This is a genomic window from Aquisalinus luteolus (assembly GCF_009712425.2).
GTDB lineage: Bacteria > Pseudomonadota > Alphaproteobacteria > Caulobacterales > Parvularculaceae > Aquisalinus > Aquisalinus luteolus.
The window spans coordinates 629,398-651,466 of the sequence record NZ_VCJR02000002.1 but is presented as its reverse complement, the minus strand read 5'-3'; the positions used below and the strand labels follow the sequence as shown (position 1 = coordinate 651,466).

Annotated in this window: 23 protein-coding genes and 1 tRNA gene; 15 read left to right on the top strand and 9 right to left on the bottom strand. The window is 60.5% G+C overall.

Translation table 11 applies throughout. The features are described 5' to 3' along the window. The first annotated feature begins 141 nt into the window (after nt 1-141). Both hisI and FF098_RS11675 read left to right on the top strand, forming a co-directional pair. The gene (gene hisI, locus FF098_RS11680) at nt 142-528 is read left to right on the top strand and encodes a phosphoribosyl-AMP cyclohydrolase (RefSeq protein WP_155140675.1); all 387 of its coding nucleotides are present in this window, start codon (nt 142-144) and stop codon (nt 526-528) included. A gap of 32 nt (nt 529-560) precedes the next feature. After that, entirely contained in the window at nt 561-1,922 is a 1,362-nt protein-coding gene (locus FF098_RS11675) for an MATE family efflux transporter (RefSeq protein ID WP_155140673.1), read from the top strand. Here FF098_RS11675 and FF098_RS11670 read toward each other — a convergent pair. Genes FF098_RS11670 through FF098_RS11655 form a run of 4 tightly spaced genes read right to left on the bottom strand, consistent with a single transcriptional unit; the run spans nt 1,919 to nt 4,137 of the window. Further along, on the bottom strand, nt 1,919-2,266 hold the full coding sequence (locus tag FF098_RS11670; RefSeq protein WP_155140671.1) for a hypothetical protein: 348 nt from the start codon (nt 2,264-2,266) through the stop codon (nt 1,919-1,921). The genes FF098_RS11675 and FF098_RS11670 overlap by 4 nt on opposite strands. 3 nt (nt 2,267-2,269) lie before the next feature. Beyond that, complete coding sequence (locus FF098_RS11665; protein ID WP_155140668.1) at nt 2,270-3,322, bottom strand: quinone-dependent dihydroorotate dehydrogenase; 1,053 nt, start codon at nt 3,320-3,322, stop codon at nt 2,270-2,272. After that, nucleotides 3,319-3,678 carry a DUF952 domain-containing protein gene (locus FF098_RS11660; protein ID WP_155140666.1) on the bottom strand — a complete coding sequence of 120 codons (360 nt, stop codon included), beginning with the start codon at nt 3,676-3,678 and terminating at the stop codon, nt 3,319-3,321. The genes FF098_RS11665 and FF098_RS11660 overlap by 4 nt, the downstream gene beginning before the upstream one ends. 18 nt (nt 3,679-3,696) lie before the next feature. Next, nucleotides 3,697-4,137 (bottom strand): tellurite resistance TerB family protein, encoded by a 441-nt coding sequence (locus FF098_RS11655; RefSeq protein WP_155140664.1) that lies wholly within the window; start codon nt 4,135-4,137, stop codon nt 3,697-3,699. A gap of 173 nt (nt 4,138-4,310) precedes the next feature. On the opposite strand from FF098_RS11655, the gene FF098_RS11650 reads away from it, so the two are divergent. The 5 genes from FF098_RS11650 to FF098_RS11630 are packed head-to-tail and all read left to right on the top strand — an operon-like array spanning nt 4,311 to nt 9,181. After that, a complete protein-coding gene (locus FF098_RS11650) occupies nt 4,311-5,888 on the top strand; it encodes a lysine--tRNA ligase (protein WP_155140662.1) in 1,578 nt (525 codons plus the stop codon). Between the two features lie 17 nt (nt 5,889-5,905). Further along, entirely contained in the window at nt 5,906-6,547 is a 642-nt protein-coding gene (locus FF098_RS11645; protein ID WP_155140661.1) for a histidine phosphatase family protein, read from the top strand. 54 nt (nt 6,548-6,601) lie between these two features. Beyond that, complete coding sequence (locus FF098_RS11640) at nt 6,602-6,745, top strand: hypothetical protein (protein WP_155140659.1); 144 nt, start codon at nt 6,602-6,604, stop codon at nt 6,743-6,745. Nucleotides 6,746-6,792: 47 nt separating this feature from the next. Next, the gene (locus FF098_RS11635; RefSeq protein WP_155140657.1) at nt 6,793-8,217 is read left to right on the top strand and encodes a mechanosensitive ion channel family protein; all 1,425 of its coding nucleotides are present in this window, start codon (nt 6,793-6,795) and stop codon (nt 8,215-8,217) included. Nucleotides 8,218-8,257: 40 nt separating this feature from the next. Further along, entirely contained in the window at nt 8,258-9,181 is a 924-nt protein-coding gene (locus tag FF098_RS11630) for a DMT family transporter (RefSeq protein ID WP_155140655.1), read from the top strand. A gap of 50 nt (nt 9,182-9,231) precedes the next feature. On the opposite strand, the gene FF098_RS11625 is transcribed toward FF098_RS11630, so the two are convergent. Continuing rightward, nucleotides 9,232-9,873 (bottom strand): peroxiredoxin, encoded by a 642-nt coding sequence (locus FF098_RS11625; protein WP_155140653.1) that lies wholly within the window; start codon nt 9,871-9,873, stop codon nt 9,232-9,234. Between the two features lie 587 nt (nt 9,874-10,460). On the opposite strand from FF098_RS11625, the gene FF098_RS11620 reads away from it, so the two are divergent. The 4 genes from FF098_RS11620 (at nt 10,461) to FF098_RS11605 (ending at nt 16,180) form a co-directional block, all read left to right on the top strand. Then, entirely contained in the window at nt 10,461-12,410 is a 1,950-nt protein-coding gene (locus FF098_RS11620) for a PrkA family serine protein kinase (protein WP_155140651.1), read from the top strand. A 2-nt stretch (nt 12,411-12,412) separates the two neighbouring features. Further along, nucleotides 12,413-13,012: a DUF5076 domain-containing protein gene (locus FF098_RS11615; RefSeq protein ID WP_166426498.1), complete on the top strand. Its 600-nt coding sequence runs from the start codon at nt 12,413-12,415 to the stop codon at nt 13,010-13,012. Nucleotides 13,013-13,026: 14 nt separating this feature from the next. Then, the gene (locus tag FF098_RS11610; protein WP_155140647.1) at nt 13,027-14,337 is read left to right on the top strand and encodes a YeaH/YhbH family protein; all 1,311 of its coding nucleotides are present in this window, start codon (nt 13,027-13,029) and stop codon (nt 14,335-14,337) included. A gap of 343 nt (nt 14,338-14,680) precedes the next feature. Continuing rightward, nucleotides 14,681-16,180, top strand: coding sequence for a SpoVR family protein (locus tag FF098_RS11605; RefSeq protein WP_155140645.1), 1,500 nt, complete (start codon nt 14,681-14,683; stop codon nt 16,178-16,180). 13 nt (nt 16,181-16,193) lie between these two features. Here FF098_RS11605 and FF098_RS11600 read toward each other — a convergent pair whose 3' ends face one another. Next, on the bottom strand, nt 16,194-16,994 hold the full coding sequence (locus FF098_RS11600) for a polysaccharide lyase (RefSeq protein ID WP_155140644.1): 801 nt from the start codon (nt 16,992-16,994) through the stop codon (nt 16,194-16,196). Nucleotides 16,995-17,079: 85 nt separating this feature from the next. Here FF098_RS11600 and FF098_RS11595 point away from each other — a divergent pair, with 85 nt between their 5' ends. After that, the gene (locus FF098_RS11595; protein WP_205967481.1) at nt 17,080-17,601 is read left to right on the top strand and encodes a hypothetical protein; all 522 of its coding nucleotides are present in this window, start codon (nt 17,080-17,082) and stop codon (nt 17,599-17,601) included. A 148-nt stretch (nt 17,602-17,749) separates the two neighbouring features. Here the strand turns inward: FF098_RS11595 and FF098_RS11590 are convergent. Next, nucleotides 17,750-17,823, bottom strand: a tRNA-Gly gene (locus tag FF098_RS11590). A gap of 149 nt (nt 17,824-17,972) precedes the next feature. On the opposite strand from FF098_RS11590, the gene FF098_RS11585 reads away from it, so the two are divergent. The 3 genes from FF098_RS11585 to FF098_RS11575 are packed head-to-tail and all read left to right on the top strand — an operon-like array spanning nt 17,973 to nt 20,092. Beyond that, nucleotides 17,973-18,908 carry a radical SAM protein gene (locus tag FF098_RS11585; protein WP_155140641.1) on the top strand — a complete coding sequence of 312 codons (936 nt, stop codon included), beginning with the start codon at nt 17,973-17,975 and terminating at the stop codon, nt 18,906-18,908. Between the two features lie 2 nt (nt 18,909-18,910). Then, entirely contained in the window at nt 18,911-19,585 is a 675-nt protein-coding gene (locus tag FF098_RS11580; protein ID WP_155140638.1) for a DUF938 domain-containing protein, read from the top strand. Between the two features lie 57 nt (nt 19,586-19,642). Beyond that, nucleotides 19,643-20,092 (top strand): DUF4174 domain-containing protein, encoded by a 450-nt coding sequence (locus tag FF098_RS11575; RefSeq protein ID WP_155140636.1) that lies wholly within the window; start codon nt 19,643-19,645, stop codon nt 20,090-20,092. Between the two features lie 202 nt (nt 20,093-20,294). On the opposite strand, the gene infC is transcribed toward FF098_RS11575, so the two are convergent. Both infC and FF098_RS11565 read right to left on the bottom strand, forming a co-directional pair. Beyond that, a complete protein-coding gene (gene infC, locus FF098_RS11570; protein WP_155140634.1) occupies nt 20,295-20,819 on the bottom strand; it encodes a translation initiation factor IF-3 in 525 nt (174 codons plus the stop codon). A 216-nt stretch (nt 20,820-21,035) separates the two neighbouring features. Next, nucleotides 21,036-22,055, bottom strand: a complete 1,020-nt coding sequence (locus FF098_RS11565) for a glycosyltransferase family 9 protein (RefSeq protein ID WP_155140632.1) — start codon at nt 22,053-22,055, stop codon at nt 21,036-21,038. Between the last annotated feature and the right edge of the window lie 14 nt (nt 22,056-22,069).

Below are 22,069 nucleotides of genomic sequence, written 5' to 3'. Positions count from 1 at the left end.
TGCCTTACAGGACATGGCGGCCTATCGTTTTACAGGGAAGATTTAGTCAAGGACGGCCCTTCAGGGCCGCCGCCTCCGGCGGTAAATCCTTGACAAAATCTGCCCTGTGAAACACCCATCGGGCGTTAAAAGGAAATTCCTATGGCCGACACAAAATCCGACAGCATCGAAGAAACCAGCGCCTTCACGCCGCGCTTCAACGAGGCAGGGCTGATCCCCGCCATCGCGCAGGACGCGATGACCGGCGACATTCTGATGATGGCGTGGATGAACAGCGAGGCGATCGAGAAAACGCTTGAAACGCAAGAGGTCCATTACTGGTCCCGCTCCCGCGGCGAGCTGTGGCACAAGGGCGCGACGTCCGGCCATATCCAGACCCTTGTCTCCATGCATGTCGACTGCGACCAGGACGTGGTGCTGGTCAAGGTCACCCAGACCGGCGCCGCCTGCCACACCGGGCGCGACACCTGTTTCTATCGCAAGGTCACGAAAGATGATGACCGGCTTACCCTGAAACCCGGCCATTAGCATCCCGCCCGAACCCGTCTAGACAGGTCCCCATGCAACAGCCCGTCACCTATGGCCGCCTGCTGGCGCTGGCCTGGCCCGCCAGCGTCGCGGCGATGATCACGCCGCTGCTCGGCCTCGTCGACGCGACGGTGCTGGGCTATTCGGCGCGTCCGCTCGATGTCGGCGCGGTCGGGCTTGCCTCGGCAATCTTCTCCCTCGCCTACTGGACCTTCGGGTTCCTGCGCATGTCGACCTCCGGCCTGACAGCACAGGCGGTGGGCGAGCGCAACGAGCCGAAGGTGCGCCGCATCCTTGCGCAATCGGTCGGCCTCGGCGCGGTCATCGGTCTCCTGCTGGTCGTGCTGCAATATCCGTTCGGCGAGCTCGCCTTCTGGCTGATGACCCGCGGCGCGACGGTTGTGCCGGAAACGGTGGAGGCGGCCGAGACCTATTACGCCATCCGCATCTGGGGCGCGCCCGCCGCATTGATGACATACGGCCTGCTCGGCTGGCTGACGGCGCGCGGCCACACCGGCCTGATGATGGCTGTCTCTGTCGGGCTGACGCTGCTCAACACCGTGCTCGATATCTGGTTCGTCGTCGGCCTCGACCTCGGCGCGGCGGGCGTTGCCTATGGCACGCTGATCGCCGAGGTGACAGGCGCGGTGCTCGGCCTTGCCGCCGTCGCCTTGGTCCTGTCGAAGAATGACGGGCTGAAAGCCCACTGGCGCGAGATCGACTATCTTGCCCGCCGCTCGCTCAAAAGGCTGCTCGCCGTCAATCTCGACATCTTCATCCGCACGCTGATCCTTGTCGGCGCCATCGTCTGGTTCATCCAGCGCTCCGCCGTCTATGGCGACTATGTGCTGTCTGCCAACCAGATCCTGTTCCAGTTCTTTCTCGTCACCGGGCTGGTGCTCGACGGCGCAGCGATCGCGGCAGAGGCACTGGTCGGCCAGTCGCTGGGGGCCAAACGCCGCCGCACCCGCCATCACCGCTTCTACCAGACGATCCGCAAGAGCGCGGTCATCACCCTCGTCGTCGGCCTTGCCATGTGCGCGCTGTATCTCCTGTTCGGTACTACACTACTCGACATCGCCGCACCGGACCCGCAGATCAACGCGACGGCGCGCGACTATTTCGGCTGGATCATCATCTCGCCCATCGTGGTCGCGACCGCCTTCCAGCTAGACGGCTATTATATCGGCGCGACGCGCTCGAAGGCCCTGCGCAATTCCATGATCGTCTCCGGCATATTCTATGTCGCCGCCGTGCTGATCCTGACCCGCTATTTCGACAATCACGGCCTGTGGACGGCGTTCGGCGTCTTCCTCATCGCCCGCGCGGCAACGCTGGTCGCCCTGTGGGGCGGCTTTGCGAAGCTGATCGATGAGGGACAGGCGGAGGACTAGCTAACCCGTTCAAGGTCGATCAGGTCTATCACGTCGCAGTAAAAGAGAAGGCTGGCCTTGCCGTCAGCGCTGACCTGCCAGGTGACATCCCGCCAGCCGATGCTGCGAACATTTTCTATACTGAAATCATCGAGGATGACCGGCAATGCCTCAAGGCCCTCCGCCTTGAAGTCGCTGACGGTCCCGCATTCGAAACTCACATCGAAGACACCATCCCGCGCCGTCTTGCGCAGGGTTGCGGTCAGCCCGTTCTCTGGCGCACCGATTGTCAGCTTGCGTAACTCGACCGGCCCGGCAAGCTCGAGGCCGGGAATATCCTTCAGCGCCTCCTGCCCCCTGATCACGGCCTAAATCCCCTTGCCGACAGCATCCTCGACGGAGGTAAACCCGTCCGCCTGCAGATAATCGACAAGGCCGCGAAGGATCTGCGTCGGCAGGCCAGGCCCTTCATAGACCATGGCGGTATAGAGCTGCACCAGAGACGCGCCCGCAAGGATCTTGGCATAGGCATCCTTGGCCGACGATACGCCGCCGACACCGATCAGCGGCACAGCCCCGCCCAGCGCCACCGCGAAATCCTTCAGCACCGCCGTCGACAGCTCGAACAGCGGCTCGCCGGACAGACCGCCAGCCTCCTTGGCGAGGTCAGGATCGAGGCCATCCGGCCGTGTGATGGTCGTGTTGGAGACGATCAGCCCGTCAATACCGCTGGTCTTGGCCACTGCAGCGATATCCGCCTTGTCCTCGTCTGTCAGGTCCGGCGCGATCTTCAGGAACACGGGCAGCGTGCCGGTGCGCGCTGACAGCACCCGCGCGAGCAGGTCTTCCAGCGGCGCGCGGCCCTGTAGCGTGCGCAGGCCCGGCGTGTTGGGCGAGGAAATGTTGACCGTGGCAAAGTCCACATGCGGCTCCAGCGCCTGCAAGCCCGTGACGTAGTCCGCCGCCTTGTCTTCCGTCGTCTTGTTCGCCCCCAGATTGATCCCGACGATCCCGCCGCTGCGGTCGCGATCCTGCAGCCGCTGGGTAATCAGCGCCAGACCGTCATTGTTGAAACCATAGCGGTTGATGACAGCGTTCTGGTCCTTCAGGCGAAAGACGCGCGGGCGGTCATTGCCCGGCTGCGGCTTGGGCGTCACCGCGCCGACCTCGACAAACCCGAAGCCCAGCGCCAGCACCTCGTCCGCCACTTCGGCATTCTTGTCGAACCCGGCGGCAAGGCCGAGCGGATTGGGAAAGTTCAACCCCGCCACCCTGATCGCAAGCCGCTTGTCGGTGACCGGTTTGACCGCTGGCTGGAAGCCAGTCCTCAGGGCACGGATGGTCAGCCGGTGCGCCTGTTCCGGATCTATCGTGGTCAGCAGTTTCGCACCCGCCGTGGCGAGCGGCAGCGGCAGTTTCATAAAGACTCCATCCCGGTAACAGCGAAAGACCCACCCGGACGGCGATCCAGCCTCAGCAGCCGGTCAGCATGTTTCACCCGCAACTCATCGCCGTAGAAATGGGGAAAGTCCTGCCCGCGTTTCGGCGCCAGCTCCCATTTCAGGTCGGCCTCCAGCGCAGCCACCGCAAAGCCGAGGGCGAACAGCGTGTCCATACCATCGAAATGCAAATTTGCCGTCTCGATCAGCTGGTTCTCCGCCGACAGGTGGAAATAGCCATCGGCCTCGTCGATGGCACGGCGCGGCACACGCGCATCGGCCCGGGCCGCCGACCAGTCCTCCTCCGTCAGCAGGCGATAAATGATCGTCTGTTCCATATTAGTCAGTCGCCCGGATCAATCAAAGGCCGGTTCGACCGTCATATGGCGCGCGCGGGCGGCATGCTCGATTGCATTCGCGCCATCGTCGGAGACTTTCAGGGTCTGGCGGATCAGCTCCAGCACGCGGATCTCGGCAATGTCGAGATTCTCGTCGGCGGTGACGACATCGACGCAGGCGGCATAGGCGGTTTCGCCCAGATGCGGCGGCAGCGCGGCCTCCGCAGCAGACAACACCTTGTGAAGGCCGCCATCGGACGACATCAGCGTGCCGCATTCCTCCGACGTGCGGACCAGGTTGTCCTCGTCGGCATCAGAAAACAGCGGGAAGGAGCGCACGACACGGCCAATGGTGCGCAGCTCGCCTTCGGAAATGATCCCGTCGGAGGCGGAGGTCATCACCATCAGATAGATCACCGCTTCCTGCGGCGTGAGTTTGACGACGGCTTCTGCTGCCATGGCTTTGTTACTCCTGCTTGTTTGTGTGGCCGGAAGCTATGCGCCTTTACAGCGTATCGCAAGCCCGCCAGAACAGGCTTGAGCGGGCTTTATGCCTGCTTGACCTCAATTCATGCTAGACCTAGCTTCCCGGGCCTGCAATCAAGCCCTTTTTTAGAGAAACCAGACCAGAAATGACCGATTTTACCGCCGACGACCTGAACAACGCAAAAGCATGGCCCTTCCAGGAGGCAAAGGCCCTGGCCAAGCGCGTTGAGAACAAGCCGGCGGACGAACCCGTGATCTTCGAGACCGGCTATGGCCCGTCCGGCTTGCCGCATATCGGTACGTTCGGCGAGGTCGCCCGCACGACCATGGTGCGCAATGCGTTCGAGGCGCTGACAGGTCGCCCGACGCGGCTGATTTGCGTCTCCGACGACATGGACGGCATGCGCAAGCTGCCCCCGAACCTGCCCAACGCTGACAAGCTGGAAGAGTACCTTCAGCAGCCGCTGTCGCGCGTGCCCGACCCGTGGGGCACCCATGACAGCTATGCCGCCCATAACAATGCCAAGCTGTGCGGTTTCCTCGACCGGTTCGGTTTCGACTATGAATTCCTGTCGGCAACCGACGCCTATGTGTCCGGCAAATATGACGATGCCCTGATCCGCATGCTGGAAAAGTATGACGAGGTGATGGACATCATCCTGCCGACGATCGGCGAGGACCGGCGCAAGACCTATTCACCGATCCTGCCGATCTCGCCGAAGACCGGCCGCGTCCTTTACGTGCCGATGCTCGACCGCGACCCCGCGACCGGCTCCGTCGTCTATGAAGACGAAGACGGCACGCGCGTCGTCACCCGCGTCACCGGCGGCGCGGTAAAGCTGCAATGGAAGGCCGACTGGGCCGGGCGCTGGTATGCCCTCGGCGTGGATTACGAGATGGCGGGCGAGGACCTGACGGAATCGACCAGGCTGTCGAGCCGCATCGTCAAGGCGCTGGGCGGCACACCGCCCGCCGGCTTCAACTACCAGCTCTTCCTCGATGAGGAAGGCAAGAAGATCTCCAAGACCAAGGGCAACGGCCTGACGATCGAGGAATGGCTGACCTATGCCTCGCCGGAGAGTCTGTCGCTGTTCATGTTCAACGCGCCGAAAAAAGCCAAGAAGCTCTATTTCGACATCATCCCGAAAACGGCCGACGAATACTGGTCGTTCGTGGAGCGCTATCACGCGGCAGAGACGCAAGCCAAGAAGCTGGACAACCCGGCCTGGCACCTGCATGGCGGCAACCCGCCGACAGAGACGCCGCCGGTCTCCTTCTCGCTGCTGCTGAACATCGTCAACGCGTCGGGCACGTCCGATCCCGCCGTCCTGAAAGGCTTCGTGCAGAAATACCGCCCGAACGCCAGCGCCGCCGAAATGGCGGCGATGGAGCCGATGCTGACCTATGCGGTCAATTACTTCGAGGACTTCGTCAAACCGAAGAAGCAATACCGCGCGCCGGATAGCCGCGAGAAAGCCGCCATCGAGATGCTGATCGCGTCTCTTGAGCAGGCCGATCCGGGTGCGGAGGAAGATGTCTTCCAGACCCTCGTCTTTGATGCAGGCAAGGCACAGGAGTATGCGAATATCCGCGAGTGGTTTACCGGGCTTTACGAGGTTGCCTTCGGCCAGAAGGAAGGCCCGCGCATGGGTCCGTTCATCAAGATCTATGGCCCGAAGGAAACAGCGAAACTGCTGCAGGCGGCCCTCGACCGCGACGCTTAAGACTGGACTGAACCACCATGGCATTTCTGGAACAGGTCCGCCTGAGCCACCCTTTGTACTTTTTCCGGCATGGCCAGACAGACTGGAACGCGGAAAAGCGCTGCCAGGGCCTGACCGATATTCCCGTCAACGCAACGGGAGAGAATCAGGCGCGTGCCTATGGCCGTGTGCTGAAGGGTGTGCTCGGCCCGCATCTATTCAATCGCAAGCGGCTGGCTTTCACCTTCTATTCCAGCCCGTTGTCCCGCGCCTCGCGGACCATGGCGCTGATCTGTCACGAACTTGGCTGTGCCGATGTAAGCGTCGAAGTCGATGAGCGCCTGACCGAAATCGATCATGGCGCCTGGAATGGCTTCACCTATGACGAGATCAGGGAGAAATGGCCGGAGGACTATGCTTCGCTTCAAGCCGACAAATGGGCGACGCGACGGCCCGAGGGCGAGTCCTATGAAGACCGGGTCGAGCCGCTGACGCGATTCCTGAAGGAGCTGACTGGCCCCGCCATCGTCGTCGGCCATGGCGGCACGGGTCGCGTATTGCGGGCCATCATCGCCGGGCACCCGCCATCGCAGGTCGTGCACCTGCCGATGTCACAGGACCAGTTCTATGCCTTCGACAGCGGGGTGGAAACGATCCACCTCTGTCACGAAGAAGGCTAATTCGCCCCCTGCCCGGAACCACCACGGCAAAATTCTGTTGGCCCGGATATGCGTATGATCCTGCTACTGATGTATTTCGCCTGGATGGGCCTGATGGCTGTCGGCTATAGCGGCACCGCAGCCGAAGACGTCGATGGCGCCGAGGCCCTCGTCACAGCGAACGAGGACGGTTACGGCACCATAGCCACCCTGCGGTAAGCCCTTTCGCTGAGGGAACCCGCAAGCGTTTGAGCTGTTTTAAAGCCATGCGCCTGATATTCCTGTTCTTTTCCTGCCTATGGCTTACTCTGCTGCCTGCTGCTGCGCAGGAGGATGACCAGACCACGCCAACAGACACCGCTATTGCCACCGAAGGCGAGGGGCCAGCGGACAGCGAGATCGCAGATCGCATCGAAGGCATCTTCACCGAAATCCCTGCCCTCTCTGAAATTGACGTTGATGTCTCCGCCGGGGTCGTGACGCTCGCCGGTACCGTCCCTGATACCGACAGCCTCAATCAGGCCGAACAGATTGCCGCGCGGGTCAGCGGGGTTGTCACAGTGAACAGCGAACTTGAGCGCGACATCACCGTCGGCGGACGGCTCGACCCGGCAACGGAGAAACTGCGTGACGCCCTGATGGATGTCTACGCCATATTACCGCTACTTGGCGTCGCCCTCGTCGTCTTCCTCCTGTTCCTCATCGTCGGCTTGTTTCTCGCCCGTCAGGAAAGCCTGTGGCGGCGCCTTGCCCCCAATGCCTTCATTGCGGGCATGATCTCCGCCATCATCCGCATCGTCTTTGCGCTGATCGGTATCATCCTTGCCCTGACGATCCTCGACGCCGTCGCACTGCTCGGCGCGTTTCTGGGCGCTGCCGGTGTCATCGGCCTTGCCATTGGCTTCGCCGTGCGCGACACGATCGAGAATTTCATCGCCTCGATCATGCTGTCCCTGCGCCAGCCCTTCCGGCCCAACGACCTCGTCCAGATCGGCGACAGGCTCGGCCATGTGGTGCGCCTGACCTCCCGCGCAACGATCCTGATGACGCCAGACGGTAATCACCTGCGCATCCCCAATGCCGTCGTGTTCAAGGCGACGATAGAGAATTTCACCCGCAACCCGGAACGCCGGTTCGAATTCCAGCTCGGTATCGACGCAGAGGACGATCCGCAGGCCGCGCTGGAAACGGTCATGCCGTCGCTGAAGGCTCTGCCCTTCGTGCTCGCCGACCCGCCGCCCGCTGGATGGATCGACGCTGTCGGCGATTCCAACATCATTCTGACCCTGACGGGCTGGCTCGACCAGCGCGAGACGGATTACCACAAGGGCCGCAGCCAGGCGATCCGCATCGCCAAGGCGGTTCTGGAGACGAACGGCTTCACCCTGCCCGAGCCGATCTATCGCCTGCGCATCGACGGGCTGAAGGACGGCATCGCTCTGCCCGCCGGCACCGGCGCGTCGGTCAGCGAAGCAACGCCGGACACCCCGGCGCCGGGAACGCCAGTGAAGCGCATGCCTGTCAAATCCGTACCCGCCATGCCGGATGCGGAAGACACCGCCGTCGACCGCTCGCTGGAGGAGAAAGTCGAGGAAGACCGCGCCGAAGCGGGCAAGGACCTGCTCAGCGAAGACGCCCCGACAGAATTCGGCGACCGTGGAAATCAGGAAAAGGGAAAATCGGTGCGCTAGCGCAGGATGAACCACAAGACACCTTTCCTGTTCACCCATCATGGCTTCTCAGAAAAAGACCAACCCCCTCCTCTATCTGCAGTTGTTCGCAGGCATGGCACTGTTCGGCTCGGCGACGCCCCTGTCGAAGATTATCGGCGAAGGCTTTCCCGTCTTCACCGCTTCGCTGATGCGGATGCTGATCGCGGGCGCGGTGCTCGCGCCTTTTGTCACCGGGCGGCTGGGCGAGCTGAAAAAAGCGAGCGCCTCCGACTGGCGCTCCATCGCGGGCATCGCCCTGTTCGGGATGATCGGCTTCACCGCGACCATGCTGTTCGGCATGCGCATGGCCTCCGGCGTCGTCGGCTCGACAATCATGAGCATGTCGCCCGCCGTTACCGCCCTTGCCGCCTTCATCTTCCTGAAGGAAGGCTATAACAGCCGCAAGGGCGCTGCCCTCGGTCTTGCCGTCCTTGGTGCGGTGCTGATCAATGTGCTGTCTGGCGGCGGAGAGAACAACAGCGGTAATGCGATGATCTGGGGCTCGCTCCTCGTCTTCATCGCCGTCTGTCTGGAGGCCGCCTACACCCTGCTCGCCAAGACGGTATCGGACGCCTTGTCAGCGCTGACCATCACTTTCGCCGCGACGATCCTCGCCATCATCCCCTTCGCGATCCTGTCAGCCCTGTTCGATCCGTCCTTTTTCGACCTGTCCCAAGCGGACGCCCGCCACTGGTGGGCGGTCGCCTTCTGGGGCGCGATGACGGCGGGCCTCGCGCCGGTCCTGTGGTACACAGGCGTTCGCCAGGCACCGGGGTCGCTCGCCGCCGGGTTCATGGCGGTGATGCCGCTCTCGGCGCTCACCTTGTCTTACGTCTTGCTCAATGAAAGCTTCCGCTGGGCGCATCTCGTCGGCTTCGGCCTCGTCTTCATCGGCGTGCTCCTGATGATGCGCGAGCACATGAAGTCGATGTCAGACGAATAAAAAGGCCGGCCCTTTTGAAACCGGCCTTCAATTCAAATTGTCTTTTACTGTCAGTCTTTATTCGGTTGCGGTGTTACCCGCAGATACGGCTTGATTGCCGTGTACCCTTTCGGGAACAGGCGGTTGATCTCGGCCTCGTCCTTCAGCGACGGTACGATGATCACATCGTCACCATCCTTCCAGTTGACCGGCGTTGCCACCTTGTAGCCATCGGTCAGCTGCAGCGAGTCGATCGTGCGCAGGATTTCGCGGAAGTCGCGGCCCGTCGACGGCGGATAGGTCAGCGTCAGGCGCAGCTTCTTGTTCGGGTCGATGACATAGACGGAGCGCACGGTGATGTTCGCCGCCGCGTCCGGATGGATCATGCCATACAGCTCGGCAACCTTGTGGTCGCCATCGGCAAGGATCGGGTACCAGACCTTGCAGCTCTGCGTCTCTTCGATGTCGCCGACCCACTTCTTGTGATCCTCGACCGGGTCGACCGACAGGGCGATGACCTTCACATTGCGCTTGGCCCATTCGTCTTTAAGCTTGCTGACCTCGCCGAGCTCGGTCGTGCAGACCGGGGTGAAGTCTGCCGGGTGCGAGAACAGCACGCACCATGAATCACCGATCCAGTCGTGGAAGCGGATCGGGCCTTCGGTGGAGTCCTGGTTGAAATCGGGAACGGTCTGTCCGAGCAGCAATGTCATGGGTCATCTCCTCTTGTTATGATGGGACCTCACTAGCACTACAGATAGTCGGGTGCCAGCGACTCACAAGCACCGCCGGAAGACTTTTTTGCTGCATCGCACGCAAAAAAGTCAGCATGTCGAAAAAAGTGCCCGGCCAAAAAGCACAGTATTTTCATGCCGTTATACTATCACGCACAGAGAAGGTGACCCGGTGTGACGATTCTGCACTCGCAAAGGGCCTCAAATCGGGCATACTATATGCATAGATGGGCTGTGTACGGATTGCCGACAGCGCCGTCAGATTTCCGCCTGACGAAAGGATGTGCGAAGCGCGATAAACATGCTCGAAAATGAAATAATCTGCCACAGCATTTCATATGCGATTGTCATCGCCGCGCCACCAAAATTACCAATTGGGGCAGCCGCGAGGGACAGAGGCAGTCACGAGCATGACGCGCTCCACGGCGATCCGCTGAACACGGAAAAAATTCGCGAACACAAACCATCACTAACGGGTGAGGCGGCTGACCAAAGGTCATGCCGCCTTTTTAGTGCCTCTTTCCACCATCACGATTCAATTCTCAGGGCAGCGTAAAGGTGTAACCATGACTGACAGCGATCTCGATATCTTCGACCTCTATTCCTCCAGCTATGCGCGGACAAGGCAGGAGAGCATGTCGCTGCGGGATTATCTGCTGGCAGCGCGTGACGACAAGATGATGTATGCCGGCCCGGCAGAGCGCATGATCGCCGCCATCGGCGAGCCGGAATTCGTCGACACCTCGAAAGACCCGCGCCTGTCGCGGATATTCTTTAACCGGACGATCAAGCGCTACAAGGCGTTCGAGGGCTTTTACGGCATGGAGGATACGATCGAGCGGATCGTGTCCTATTTCCGCCACGCCGCTCAAGGGTTGGAAGAAAAGCGCCAGATCCTCTATCTCCTCGGCCCGGTCGGCGGCGGCAAGTCGTCCCTCGCCGAGCGCCTGAAGGACTTGATGGAGGAATACCCCATCTATGTGCTGAAGGCCGGCGAAGAGATTTCCCCCGTTTTCGAGAGCCCGCTCGGCATCTTCCAGTCCGACGACCTGAAAAACCTGCTGGAGGAAAAATACGGTATCGAGAAACGCCGCCTGCACGGGCTGATGAGCCCATGGGCGGTCAAGCGCCTCGATGAATTCGGCGGCGACATTTCCAAGTTCGAAGTCGTGCGCGTCTATCCGTCCAAGCTGCGCCAGATCGGCATCGCCAAGACCGAGCCGGGCGACGAGAACAACCAGGATATCTCTACGCTGGTCGGCAAGGTCGACATCCGCAAGCTGGAGCATTTCTCACAGGACGACACCGACGCCTATTCCTATTCCGGCGGGCTGTGCATGGCCAATCAGGGCCTTCTGGAATTCGTTGAGATGTTCAAGGCGCCGATCAAAGTGCTGCACCCGCTGCTGACTGCCACGCAGGAAGGCAATTATGTGGGTACGGAGAGCCTCGGCCCTATCCCGTTCCAGGGCACGATCCTCGCCCACTCCAACGAGAGCGAGTGGCAGGTCTTCCGCAACAACAAGAACAACGAGGCGTTCCTCGACCGCATCAGCGTGATCAAGGTGCCCTACTGCCTGCGCGTGACCGAAGAAGGCAAGATTTACGAGAAACTGCTCGCCCATTCGGAGCTGTCTGATGCGCCTTGCGCCCCGGAAACGCTGCCGATGCTCGCCCGCTTCTCGGTGCTCACGCGTCTGAAGGAGCACGAGAATTCCAACCGCGTCTCCAAGATGCGCGTCTATGATGGCGAGAAACTGAAGGACACAGACCCGAAGGCGAAATCCCATCAGGAATACCGCGATGCCGCCGGCGTCAATGAGGGCATGGACGGCATCTCGACCCGCTTCGCCTTCAAGGTCCTGTCGGAGACGTTCAACTTCGATACCGATGAGGTCTCCGCCGATCCGGTGCACATGATGTATGTTCTGGAAAACGCGATCAAGCGCGAGCAATTCCCCGACGAGACCGAGAAGCAATATCTCGACTTCATCAAGTCGGAGCTGTCGCCCCGCTATGCCGACTTCATCGGCAAGGAAATCCAGAAAGCCTATCTGGAAAGCTATGGCGAGTACGGACAGAACCTGTTCGACCGCTATATCGCCTATGCCGATGCGTGGATCGAGGACCAGGACTTCAAGGACCCGGACACTGGCCAGCTGCTCGACCGTGGCACGCTCGACCAGGAACTGTCCAAGATCGAGAAGCCTGCCGGCATCGCCAACCCGAAGGATTTCCGCAACGAGGTCGTGAAATTCGCCCTGCGGGCACGAGCCGCGAACGAGGGCAACAATCCGCGCTGGACGTCCTATGAGAAACTGCGCAACGTTATCGAACGGCGCATGTTCACGCAGGTCGAGGATCTTCTGCCGGTCATCTCCTTCGATTCCAAGAAAGATTCAGAAACCGAAAAGAAGCATCACGACTTCGTCGAGCGCATGACCGATCGAGGCTACACGCCGCGCCAGGTCCGCCGCCTCGTCGAATGGTACATGCGCGTCAACAAGGCGGGGTAGTCTTGACACAAACAGTCTCAAAATCCGTCGAAAAACGTATTCTGCCTCTGCCTGATGCCATTCCAAGCCCGGATGCGGGCCTGGAACTCGTCCGCATCTGGCGCAGCGAGACCGATCACTATGTCAGCCTTTTTATTGGCGATGACTGGACGCTTGAGAGATATGCCCCCTTCGTCATCGACAATGTCAGGCTCATCCTCGCCGCCACTGGGGCCGGTACGCTGAAGGATGTGATGACACAGGCTTTGGAGCATTGTGAGTCACTTGCCAATAATGATGGGCCGGCGGATCGTGGCCGCGGACAGGCCAGAGATAAGAACCCGGACTATCATGGCGATGTGCCACCACAGGTCATGCTCATCCCCTGCGCCGATCCGGCTGCCGACGATGCATACGAAATCCTGAGGGGCTGGGCCGATGGCGAGAGACTGCAGGTTTCCGTCAGGCATGATATGCTGCAAAAGCCTGAGGAGATTGCAGCCCTTCTCGCGCACATGATCCTGCATATCGGGCGCGGCGTAAGCAAAGTCTATCACGTGGATGCCTCGCAGAATTCGGCCAGGCTGATCGACCTGATCAAGAGGCACCTCGAAGACAGTTGAGAATTACCCCTGTTATGAACCAGTACCACTTCATCGACCGCCGCAAGAACCCGAAGGGCAAGTCGCTCGGCAACCGCCAGCGCTTTCTCAAGCGTGCCAAGGCGCAGATCAAGGAAGCGGTGAACAAGTCCCTGCGCGACCGCTCGGTCAAGGACTTGGACAGTTCAGGCAAGATTTCCATCGGGACCAGGTCCACCGCGGAACCGCGCCTGACCCATGACCAGGCCCGCGGCTCGCGCGGCCATGTCCATCCGGGCAACAAGGAATTCTCCGAGGGCGACCGCATCCGCAAGCCACAGGGCGGCCAGGGCGGTGGCGGCAAGGAGGCCTCTGATTCCGGCGATGGCGAGGACGATTTCTCCTTCACCCTCACCCGCGACGAATTCCTCGACATCTTCTTCGAGGACCTCGAATTGCCCAACCTCGTCAAGACCTCGCTGAAGGAGATCAAGAGCTACAAGATGAAGCGCGCGGGCGTGACCAATTCCGGTTCGCCGACGAACATGAACATCATCCGCACAATGAAGAACGCCCATGGCCGCCGCCTCGCGCTGAAGCGGCCCTCGACCGGCGTCATCAACGAGTTGAAGGAGCGACTCTTCGCGCTGGAGCGTATCGCGCAGCCCAGCGAAGAGCAAATTGCCGAGAAAAAGGCGATCATCGCCGAGCTGGAACAGCTGGAGGCGCGCCGCCGCTGGGCCCCCTATATCGACCCGCTGGATGTGCGCTTCAACGCGTTCGAGCCGACGCCGATCCAGACAACAGCCGCCGTCATGTTCTGCCTGATGGACGTCTCCGGCTCCATGGGTGAGCGCGAGAAGGACCTCGCCAAGCGCTTCTACATGCTGCTCTATCTCTTCCTGCAGCGGCGCTATGAAAAGGTCGAGGTCGTCTTCATCCGCCACACCCACCATGCCGAGGAAGTCGACGAGGAGACCTTCTTCTATTCCCGCCAGTCCGGCGGCACCATCGTCTCGACCGCGATCGAGGAGATGCAGCGCATCCAGAAGGAGCGCTATCCGACCGATGAATGGAACCTCTATGTCGCACAGGCCTCCGACGGCTACACGCAGTCGGGCGATGCCCGCCGCTGCGTGCAGATCCTGAACGAGGAACTGCTACCGATCCTTCAGTACTACGCCTATATCGAGATCCTCGACGAGCGCGAGATGGATGTCTTCTCCGACCCCGATGCAGGTGCTGAACTGTGGCGCGCCTATCGCTCGATCAGCGACAAACGCTTCGCCCAGACCCGCATCGCCAAGCCCTCCGACATCTTCCCGGTCTTCCGGGAGCTTTTCGGCAAAGACAGGGAGGCAGCGTGATCATTGAAGCACTGATAAGCTTCTTAGCATTCAAGGAACCCGTGCACCCGCCCACGGCGTGCTATGGGCAAGGCACCACGCCTATAACAAGATCAGCCTTGCCTGAAATATCACAGTCGCTTTCCCTCCGCTTAAAGAAAGATGATTGGGATTGTAATATCGTGGACAACCTCCCGGCGCAGTGCAGCAGACCACCGGAGACTTTGGTCATAAACGAGATCTGTGCAACATCCTCCAATTCGCTCTTCCTTTTGATAATGAGTTCCGAAACAGAAAGCACAGATGACCCGTACTATGGTGCTTGGAGGCGGTATTGGTTCAGCACTGACAGCGGAGATTTCAAATGAGCGCCACTGAAAAATTCTCCGCAGACACCCTCATCTTCCAGGATGCCGACTGGAATTTCGATCTTCTCAAGAAGGCCTATGACGCCTGCGAGGAGGTGGCGCTGAACGATCTCGGGCTCGATGTCTATCAGAACCAGATCGAGATCATCACGTCGGAACAGATGCTCGATGCATACTCGGCCCACGGCATGCCGCTGATGTATCGCCACTGGTCCTTCGGCAAGCATTTCGCCCGCGACCAGCAGATGTACCAGAAGGGCTATACCGGTCTTGCCTATGAGATCGTGATCAATTCCGATCCGTGCATCGCCTATCTGATGGAAGAGAACACGATGACCATGCAGACACTGGTCATCGCCCATGCCTGTTTCGGCCACAACCACTTCTTCAAGAATAATTACCTGTTTCGTCAGTGGACGGATGCCTCTTCCATCCTGACCTATCTCGACTTTGCCAAGAAATATATCGCCCGCTGCGAGGACGAATACGGCATTGACGAGGTCGAGGCGATCCTCGATGCCGCCCATTCGCTGATGGATCAGGGCGTGTTCCGTTACAACCGCCCGCCGAAGCTGTCGGAGTCCGAGCGTATCGAGAAGATCCGTGCCCGGGCCGAGCATGAGCGCGAGACCTTCAACGATCTCTGGCGCACCCTGCCGAGCACCCATGAGAGCGAGCACGAGGTCGAGGAACGCCAGCTGGAAGTGCGCAACATCAAGCTGCCGGAGGAGAACCTTCTCTACTTCATCGAGAAGGCCAGCCCGGTCCTGATGCCGTGGCAGCGCGAGCTGGTCCGTATCGTGAGGAATATCGGCCAGTATTTCTATCCGCAGAAACAGACCAAGGTGATGAACGAGGGCTGCGCCACCTTCTGTCACCACTACATCATGCACAAGCTGCATGAGCAGGGCAAAATCTCCGACGGCGCGCTCTTGGAGTTTCTCCACTCCCACTCCTCCGTCATCTTCCAGCCGGAATTCGACGACCGGCGCTATTCCGGCATCAACCCCTATGCCCTCGGCTTTGCCATGATGGAAGACATCAAGCGCATGTCGATTGCGCCCACGGAAGAAGACCGCGACTGGTTCCCCGACATCGCCGGCAAGGGTGACTGGCGCGCCGTGCTGAAAGACGCCTGGGCCAATTTCCGCGACGAGAGCTTCATCCAGCAATATCTCTCGCCCAACGTCATGCGCCAGTTCCACTTCTTCGCGCTGCAGGACAAGGCAACCAACAACCACTATCTCGTCGACGCGATCCATGACGAGCGCGGCTTCCGCCGCCTGCGCGAGCGCCTGTCGAAAATGTACGATCTCGGCGAGCACGACCCGAATATCCAGGTCATCGGCGCCGACCTCGACAGCGACCGCACCCTGCATCTGCAGCACACGGTCTATAATGGCCGCGTCCTGTCAAAGCAGTCGAAGGACCAGGTAATGGGCCACCTGACGAGGCTATGGGGCCACAAGGTCGAGCTGACAGACGTGGAGGCCTGAGGGCGAGGCCTGCTTACCCCGCCATGCCGGTGCACAGGCCTGGATGGACGGCAATATTGTCATAGTGCGCTGTGAGTGTGACATAGTTTCCCTGCCCATCCTTCGGTGCCCAGCTTGGGTCATTGCCCCCAAAGAAGGTCGAGAACAGAAGCTGTGAAATGTCCGTCTCCCGATTGAATTCCGTGCGATAGGTCAGGTTTTCCATCACATTCACGAGCTCGCCGTTCAGATAGACACGGCTTGAACCCGGTCTGCCATCCGGCGTGTTCAGAACGACATGCAGCGCAACCCTGTGCCATGCGCCCGGTGTAAATCTTGCCCTGCTCACCGCCCTGCCATCATCGCCAAATTCGCCAGACATGCCCTGATAATAAACGTAGTTGACCGGCGCGCCGCCTGTCCGCCACATGACCCGTGCTGACCAGCCATCCGGGCGTATCGGATCACCTCCCGTGACCGGGTCTGCCGGGCCGAGGCCATGCATCTTCCCGCCCCTGACGAACTGAAAATTCTCAGGCAGCCAGACATCGTATCGCAAGGTGAAGTCGGTGCCCGAAACGGGAAGGTCATGGCGCACGACGATCCGCTCGCTGCCTTCCTCGTTGCCGACATAGCGTGCAGCAATCACGGTGCCGCCATCGGGCGTCTGTTCCAGCGAAAGGTTGGGATGCCCGGCCAAAGCGCGCCTCAGCGGGGTGTCGTACTCCATGTCCTCCCACAATACCGGCATGGCGCAGCGTTGCATGTTGTCTGGTGGCGTCAGGACTGTCGCCTTGGTCATAAGCAAGGCAATCGCAGCTGGTTCAAACATCATCTACCTTTCGAAAGCTGTATCATCCGACCATAGGACATCACGGCCTGATGCGGAACAAAGCCGCGCCACATCGCGTTCGCCCGAAATGAAAAGTTTTATTCTTGTTCCCCTGATGACACTAGGCCTTGCCGTTTCGGCTTGCGGCGGAGACGACCGCGCGGACAATTCCGTCATGGCCGAAGAAGTCGAAACCAACGGGTATACTGAGTATGAAAACGAGAGATTCGATTTTCTGATCGGTTATCCCGCCAACCGCTTCACCCTGCGCGATGCGCCCCAGAACAATGACGGCCGTGTGCTGGACGGACCCAAGGGGTCGACCTTGCGCGTCTTCGGCACCAACAATGCCCTCGGCCTGACCTTTGACGAACAGATCGCCCGCGCCAGCGACAGCCTGTCGGAAATCCTGACCGAGGACCGCGGCGAGAACAGCTGGTATGTCGAAGCGCTGGACCATGAAGGCCAGTGGGTGTCGCTCAAGATCATTCATGCCGATCCGCAGCGCCTGGTCACGGCCCGCTTCACCGCCGATGATGAAGCAGATGAAGCCTTGCGCGAGACTGGCCGTATCGCCGTGCGGTCGCTTCAATTGCAGAATAATGCCTGAGACGCCTGGCCCCTGCCGGGGCATTCAATCCGCCTACGCCCGTGGGCTTCGGCGCGATCCAGCCTTCGGCGAATTATTCATAAATCAAGAATGAACGCCGGCCTGCCGAGCCGTAGCTGGATAAGGCGCAGCCTGAGAAAGCGAAGGCTGGAGCGGGTGACGGGAATCGAACCCGTAACTTAAGCTTGGGAAGCTCGCGTGATACCTTTTCACCACACCCGCCAAAAGCCGGCTGATACCGGGTCACCCTCTATAGCGGCCTGCCGGGGCGATGAAAAGGGGATTGTTGACCTCTCCCCCTGCTTTCACCATCGCGCGAGAGGTGCGCATTGCCCCTTGGCTTTGCGCCCGTGCGCTGTAAGTCTCTCCCGATGCCAGACGGACAAGTACACGAGAAATTTTCACACCCCGATATCACCGCCAAGGGCGAGACGCGGGCGAGCGTCGCCCTGCGCCAGTTGGAGACGCTGTGGCTGAACACCGGCACGCTGTGCAACATCGAATGCGCCAATTGCTACATCGAATCCTCGCCCGCCAATGACCGGCTGGTCTATCTGACGGCTGCCGAGTGCGAGCCTTTTCTTGATGAGGCCCTGACGATGGGCACGCGAGAGATCGGCATCACCGGGGGCGAGCCTTTCATGAACCCGGACATCATCCGCATCTGCGAGATGGCGCTGGAGCGGGGCTTCGACCTTCTGGTGCTGACCAACGCGATGAAACCGATGATGCGCCCGCGCGTGCAGGAAGGCCTGCTTGACCTGCACCGCCGCTTCGGCGGGCGCCTGACCCTGCGCATCTCCATTGATCATTACACGAAGGAATTCCACGAGGAAGAGCGAGGCCCCGGCACCTTCCAGCCGACGCTGGACGGGATGGCGTGGCTCGCCAGCCACGGTTTCAAACTCGCCGCGGCAGGCCGGACCATGTGGGGCGAGCCTGAGGCGGAAGAGCGAGAGGGCTATCGCGCCCTGTTCCAGCGCCTCGGTGTCGATATCGACGTGAACGACCCCGCACAGCTCGTCCTCTTCCCGGAAATGGACGATGGCGGCGACCCGCCTGAAATCACCACAGAATGCTGGGGCATATTGAACAAGAGCCCGGACAGCGTGATGTGTTCCTCCTCGCGCATGGTAGTCAAGCACAAGGGCGCAGCCCGTCCCAATGTGCAGGCCTGTACGTTGCTCGCCTATTCACCCGAGTTCAATCTGGGCGAGACGCTGGAAGAGGCTTCGCGTGCCGTGAAGCTCAACCACCGCCATTGCGCAACCTTCTGCGTTCTCGGCGGCGGCAGCTGTTCGGGATAAATATGGCGGATACGGATTACCAGAAAGACAAGGACGGGCGCGAGATCGCGCTGGAGGCGCGCGCCGCCGAGGAAGACCGGCTGTTCTCCCCCTCCGCCGCCCGTAATCGGGAAGCCATCCGCGAGGTCTTCCTGCAGCATATGCCGCCAGAAGGCCTGATCGTCGAGATCGGCTCCGGCACGGGCGAGCATGCCGTGGAAATACTGAAAGCCGCACCCGACCTGATCTGGCAGCCGAGCGACCCGGACGAGACGTCACGCCGCTCCGTCAATGGCTGGGCCCGACACGAGGCCCTTGCGAACCTGCGCCCAGCCCTGAACCTCGACGTCACGCAGGCCGGCTGGTGGCGAGAGATAGAGCGCCCAATTGCGGGTATCGTCTCGATCAACATGATTCACATCGCGCCGTTCGCGGCGGCGGAAGGGCTGATCGCCGGTGCGGGCGCGAAACTCGCTTCGGGCGATAAACTGTTCCTCTACGGACCGTTCAGACGCAATGGCCACACGGCGCCGTCCAACGAGGACTTCGACCAATCGCTGAAATCACGCCACCCGTCCTGGGGCGTGCGCGATCTCGACCTGGAGATCATCCCCCTCGCCGACCGGCACAATCTGTCGCTGGAGACGATGGTCGAGATGCCCGCCAATAATCTATCCGTCATGTTTACCCGGCGATAGGCGGCATGGCTTGCCGCCCTGTCGCGCAACCCTATCCTCTTCAAGAGGAGACCAGAGATGAACCGCTTCCTGAACCTCATCGCCGCGCTGGCTGTTAGCCTTTTACCTGCAGCCGCCGCAAAGGCCGACACGATGAAATCCCTCACAGAGTATCAATGGAGCCACCGCCCCGTCCTCGTCTTCGATGCGGCCGGCGGACACGAGCGCGTCGCGACAATGGACCCGGAGGGCGATGGTGGTGAACTGAAAGACCGCGACATCCTTCTCGTCTATGTCATCGGCAACACCGTCACCCTGTGGGACGGCAACAAGGGGGAACGCGTTACAGACACGGCGGATGAGCTGCGCGACCGCTTCGATCTGACCCCGCAGGACTTTGCGGTCATCCTCATCGGCAAGGATGGCGGCGAAAAGGGACGCTGGTCAGAGCCACCCAGTTGGGAAGAAGACATCTTCCCGCTGATCGACTCCATGCCCATGCGCCAGCGCGAGATGCAGGGCGACTGACCGCATCAGAAAGTCTGTATGTAGAAGTAGAGGATGGCTAACATCACAGATGCGAAGAAAAGCGACACCAGAACTTTCAACAGCGTTTTAGTCATAGTTTATCCTCCCCAAAGTTCTGCCCGATCAATATACCAACATAGTGGCAAAACAAAAAAGGCGGCCCCCTCGGACCGCCTTTTCAAATCTCGTAAATCGGCAGGGCCTAGCGCGGCGCCATGACCATCATCATCTGGCGGCCTTCCAGTTTCGGGTGCGCCTCTACCTTGGCGATCTGCTCGAAATCTTCCTGCACGCGTTTCAGCAATTCCATGCCGCGTTCCTGGTGGGCCATTTCGCGGCCGCGAAAGCGCAGCGTGACCTTGACCTTGTCGCCATCGTCGAAGAAGCGGCGCATGGCTTTCGCCTTGGTCTCGTAATCATGATCGTCGATATTCGGACGCATCTTGATTTCCTTGATCTCGACGATCTTCTGCTTCTTCTTGGCTTCAGCCTTCTTCTTCTGCTGCTGGTATTTGAACTTGCCGTAGTCGAGCAATTTGCAGACCGGCGGCTTCGCTGTCGGGGAGACCTCTACGAGGTCGAGACCGGCCGCGGCGGCCATATCCCTGGCCTCGTCGGTCGAAATGGGGCCGTGTTTCTCACCCTTGTCGTCAATGACGAGGACTTCGGGGACACGGATCTGTTCGTTGACGCGCGGCCCTTCCTGTTTCACGGGCTGTGCGTTCATTGGTCTGCGGGCGATAATGCTATCTCCTTCGGTTGCTGCGGCCAGATTGTTATCAATGCAGGTAACAAAGAAAATAAACGGTCGAAAGTTCCCGGATGGTAAACTTGCGATCGCTCATTTTCTGAATGAAACAGTATATAAGCCTGACGCGGGCGGCAATCAATCGCAAACAGCGTTGCTGCCAGTTGCGATCTGACAGAGCCGGTCCGGCCCAAATCAGGCAAATTGCGCCTCTTTCGGCGTATTCTGTCCGCGTGGCAGCAGGCCCATGGCGGTCAGCATCATCACGGCGCTGTCCGGCTCGATCTGCGGAACCTGTGTCCCCACCAGGTTGACGATCCGGTGGCCGTACAGAATATCCGCCTGCTGGTAATCCTCGCGCGAGACGAGCAGCACACCCGGACACCCGAGCGACAGGATCAGGTGCAGTTCCTCGGTCACGCCGGAAACGAAGAAAGCGGCATCCTTGGCCAGCGCGGCAAGCTGGGCCAGATCGGTCTTGTCTGTCAGGTCGACCAGCGCACGTGCACCGCCCTCAGGACCGATACGAACCATCAGCTGGCTGACTTCATTGCCGAAGGTCTTCATGTCCGCATTGCCGACCAGCACAGGGCTGATGCCCCGGCGCACCAGTTCGGAAGCAACCTCCGCATAATGTTCCGCCGGCCAGCGCTGTTCCGGATCGCGCGAGGGCAACAGCAGCGCATAGCGCCCGGTTATGCCGTACCATGACGGCTTCATGTTGGCGGCATCCTTGCGGCCTTTCAAAGCCCAGGAGAGGTCCGGCAGGCGCTGGGGCATGTCGATGCTGGCATCGGCGAGGATCGCGCGCATCTGTTCCGGCGCGAATGACGGCGCCAGCGACAGCCCGTCCCGACCTTGCTTGATCACCCGGCGCGGGCCGATCCATTGCGCACCACGCCAGCCGGTCAGCGCCCGGCGGATTTCCTGCGAGATCGGCGTGCCATCGAGATCGTAAATGCGCGAATAGCCCTGGCGTTTCAGCTGGGTCAGGAACGTCTTCTTGGCTTCCTTGTCCTTGAACTGGCCAACAGCAAGCACCCGGTCGAAATAGGGCGCGCCCTTGGCAAGGCGGCCGAACTCATGGGTCGTCAGCAAGTCGACCGGCTGGCCGGTATGGGCCGCGCGGATGGCGGAAAAGGCGGGCTCTGCCTCCACGAACTGGCTGAGCCCGGTGCCCTTCAGAATGAGAATGCGTGAATTCTTCGCCACCATCAAAACCCTTTGAA

What these genes read in the sequence shown, in the direction of transcription:
- FF098_RS11625 (WP_155140653.1), bottom strand. Translation starts at nt 9,873, where the DNA reads ATGACATTGCTGCTCGGACAGACCGTTCCCGATTTCAACCAGGACTCC.
- FF098_RS11620 (WP_155140651.1), top strand. Translation starts at nt 10,461, where the DNA reads ATGACTGACAGCGATCTCGATATCTTCGACCTCTATTCCTCCAGCTAT.
- infC (WP_155140634.1), bottom strand. Translation starts at nt 20,819, where the DNA reads ATGAACGCACAGCCCGTGAAACAGGAAGGGCCGCGCGTCAACGAACAG.
- FF098_RS11585 (WP_155140641.1), top strand. Translation starts at nt 17,973, where the DNA reads ATGCCAGACGGACAAGTACACGAGAAATTTTCACACCCCGATATCACC.
- FF098_RS11650 (WP_155140662.1), top strand. Translation starts at nt 4,311, where the DNA reads ATGACCGATTTTACCGCCGACGACCTGAACAACGCAAAAGCATGGCCC.
- FF098_RS11595 (WP_205967481.1), top strand. Translation starts at nt 17,080, where the DNA reads ATGAAAAGTTTTATTCTTGTTCCCCTGATGACACTAGGCCTTGCCGTT.
- FF098_RS11610 (WP_155140647.1), top strand. Translation starts at nt 13,027, where the DNA reads ATGAACCAGTACCACTTCATCGACCGCCGCAAGAACCCGAAGGGCAAG.
- FF098_RS11565 (WP_155140632.1), bottom strand. Translation starts at nt 22,055, where the DNA reads ATGGTGGCGAAGAATTCACGCATTCTCATTCTGAAGGGCACCGGGCTC.
- FF098_RS11605 (WP_155140645.1), top strand. Translation starts at nt 14,681, where the DNA reads ATGAGCGCCACTGAAAAATTCTCCGCAGACACCCTCATCTTCCAGGAT.
- FF098_RS11600 (WP_155140644.1), bottom strand. Translation starts at nt 16,994, where the DNA reads ATGATGTTTGAACCAGCTGCGATTGCCTTGCTTATGACCAAGGCGACA.
- FF098_RS11665 (WP_155140668.1), bottom strand. Translation starts at nt 3,322, where the DNA reads ATGAAACTGCCGCTGCCGCTCGCCACGGCGGGTGCGAAACTGCTGACC.
- FF098_RS11580 (WP_155140638.1), top strand. Translation starts at nt 18,911, where the DNA reads ATGGCGGATACGGATTACCAGAAAGACAAGGACGGGCGCGAGATCGCG.
- FF098_RS11635 (WP_155140657.1), top strand. Translation starts at nt 6,793, where the DNA reads ATGCGCCTGATATTCCTGTTCTTTTCCTGCCTATGGCTTACTCTGCTG.
- FF098_RS11630 (WP_155140655.1), top strand. Translation starts at nt 8,258, where the DNA reads ATGGCTTCTCAGAAAAAGACCAACCCCCTCCTCTATCTGCAGTTGTTC.
- FF098_RS11575 (WP_155140636.1), top strand. Translation starts at nt 19,643, where the DNA reads ATGAACCGCTTCCTGAACCTCATCGCCGCGCTGGCTGTTAGCCTTTTA.
- FF098_RS11660 (WP_155140666.1), bottom strand. Translation starts at nt 3,678, where the DNA reads ATGGAACAGACGATCATTTATCGCCTGCTGACGGAGGAGGACTGGTCG.
- FF098_RS11640 (WP_155140659.1), top strand. Translation starts at nt 6,602, where the DNA reads ATGATCCTGCTACTGATGTATTTCGCCTGGATGGGCCTGATGGCTGTC.
- hisI (WP_155140675.1), top strand. Translation starts at nt 142, where the DNA reads ATGGCCGACACAAAATCCGACAGCATCGAAGAAACCAGCGCCTTCACG.
- FF098_RS11655 (WP_155140664.1), bottom strand. Translation starts at nt 4,137, where the DNA reads ATGGCAGCAGAAGCCGTCGTCAAACTCACGCCGCAGGAAGCGGTGATC.
- FF098_RS11645 (WP_155140661.1), top strand. Translation starts at nt 5,906, where the DNA reads ATGGCATTTCTGGAACAGGTCCGCCTGAGCCACCCTTTGTACTTTTTC.
- FF098_RS11675 (WP_155140673.1), top strand. Translation starts at nt 561, where the DNA reads ATGCAACAGCCCGTCACCTATGGCCGCCTGCTGGCGCTGGCCTGGCCC.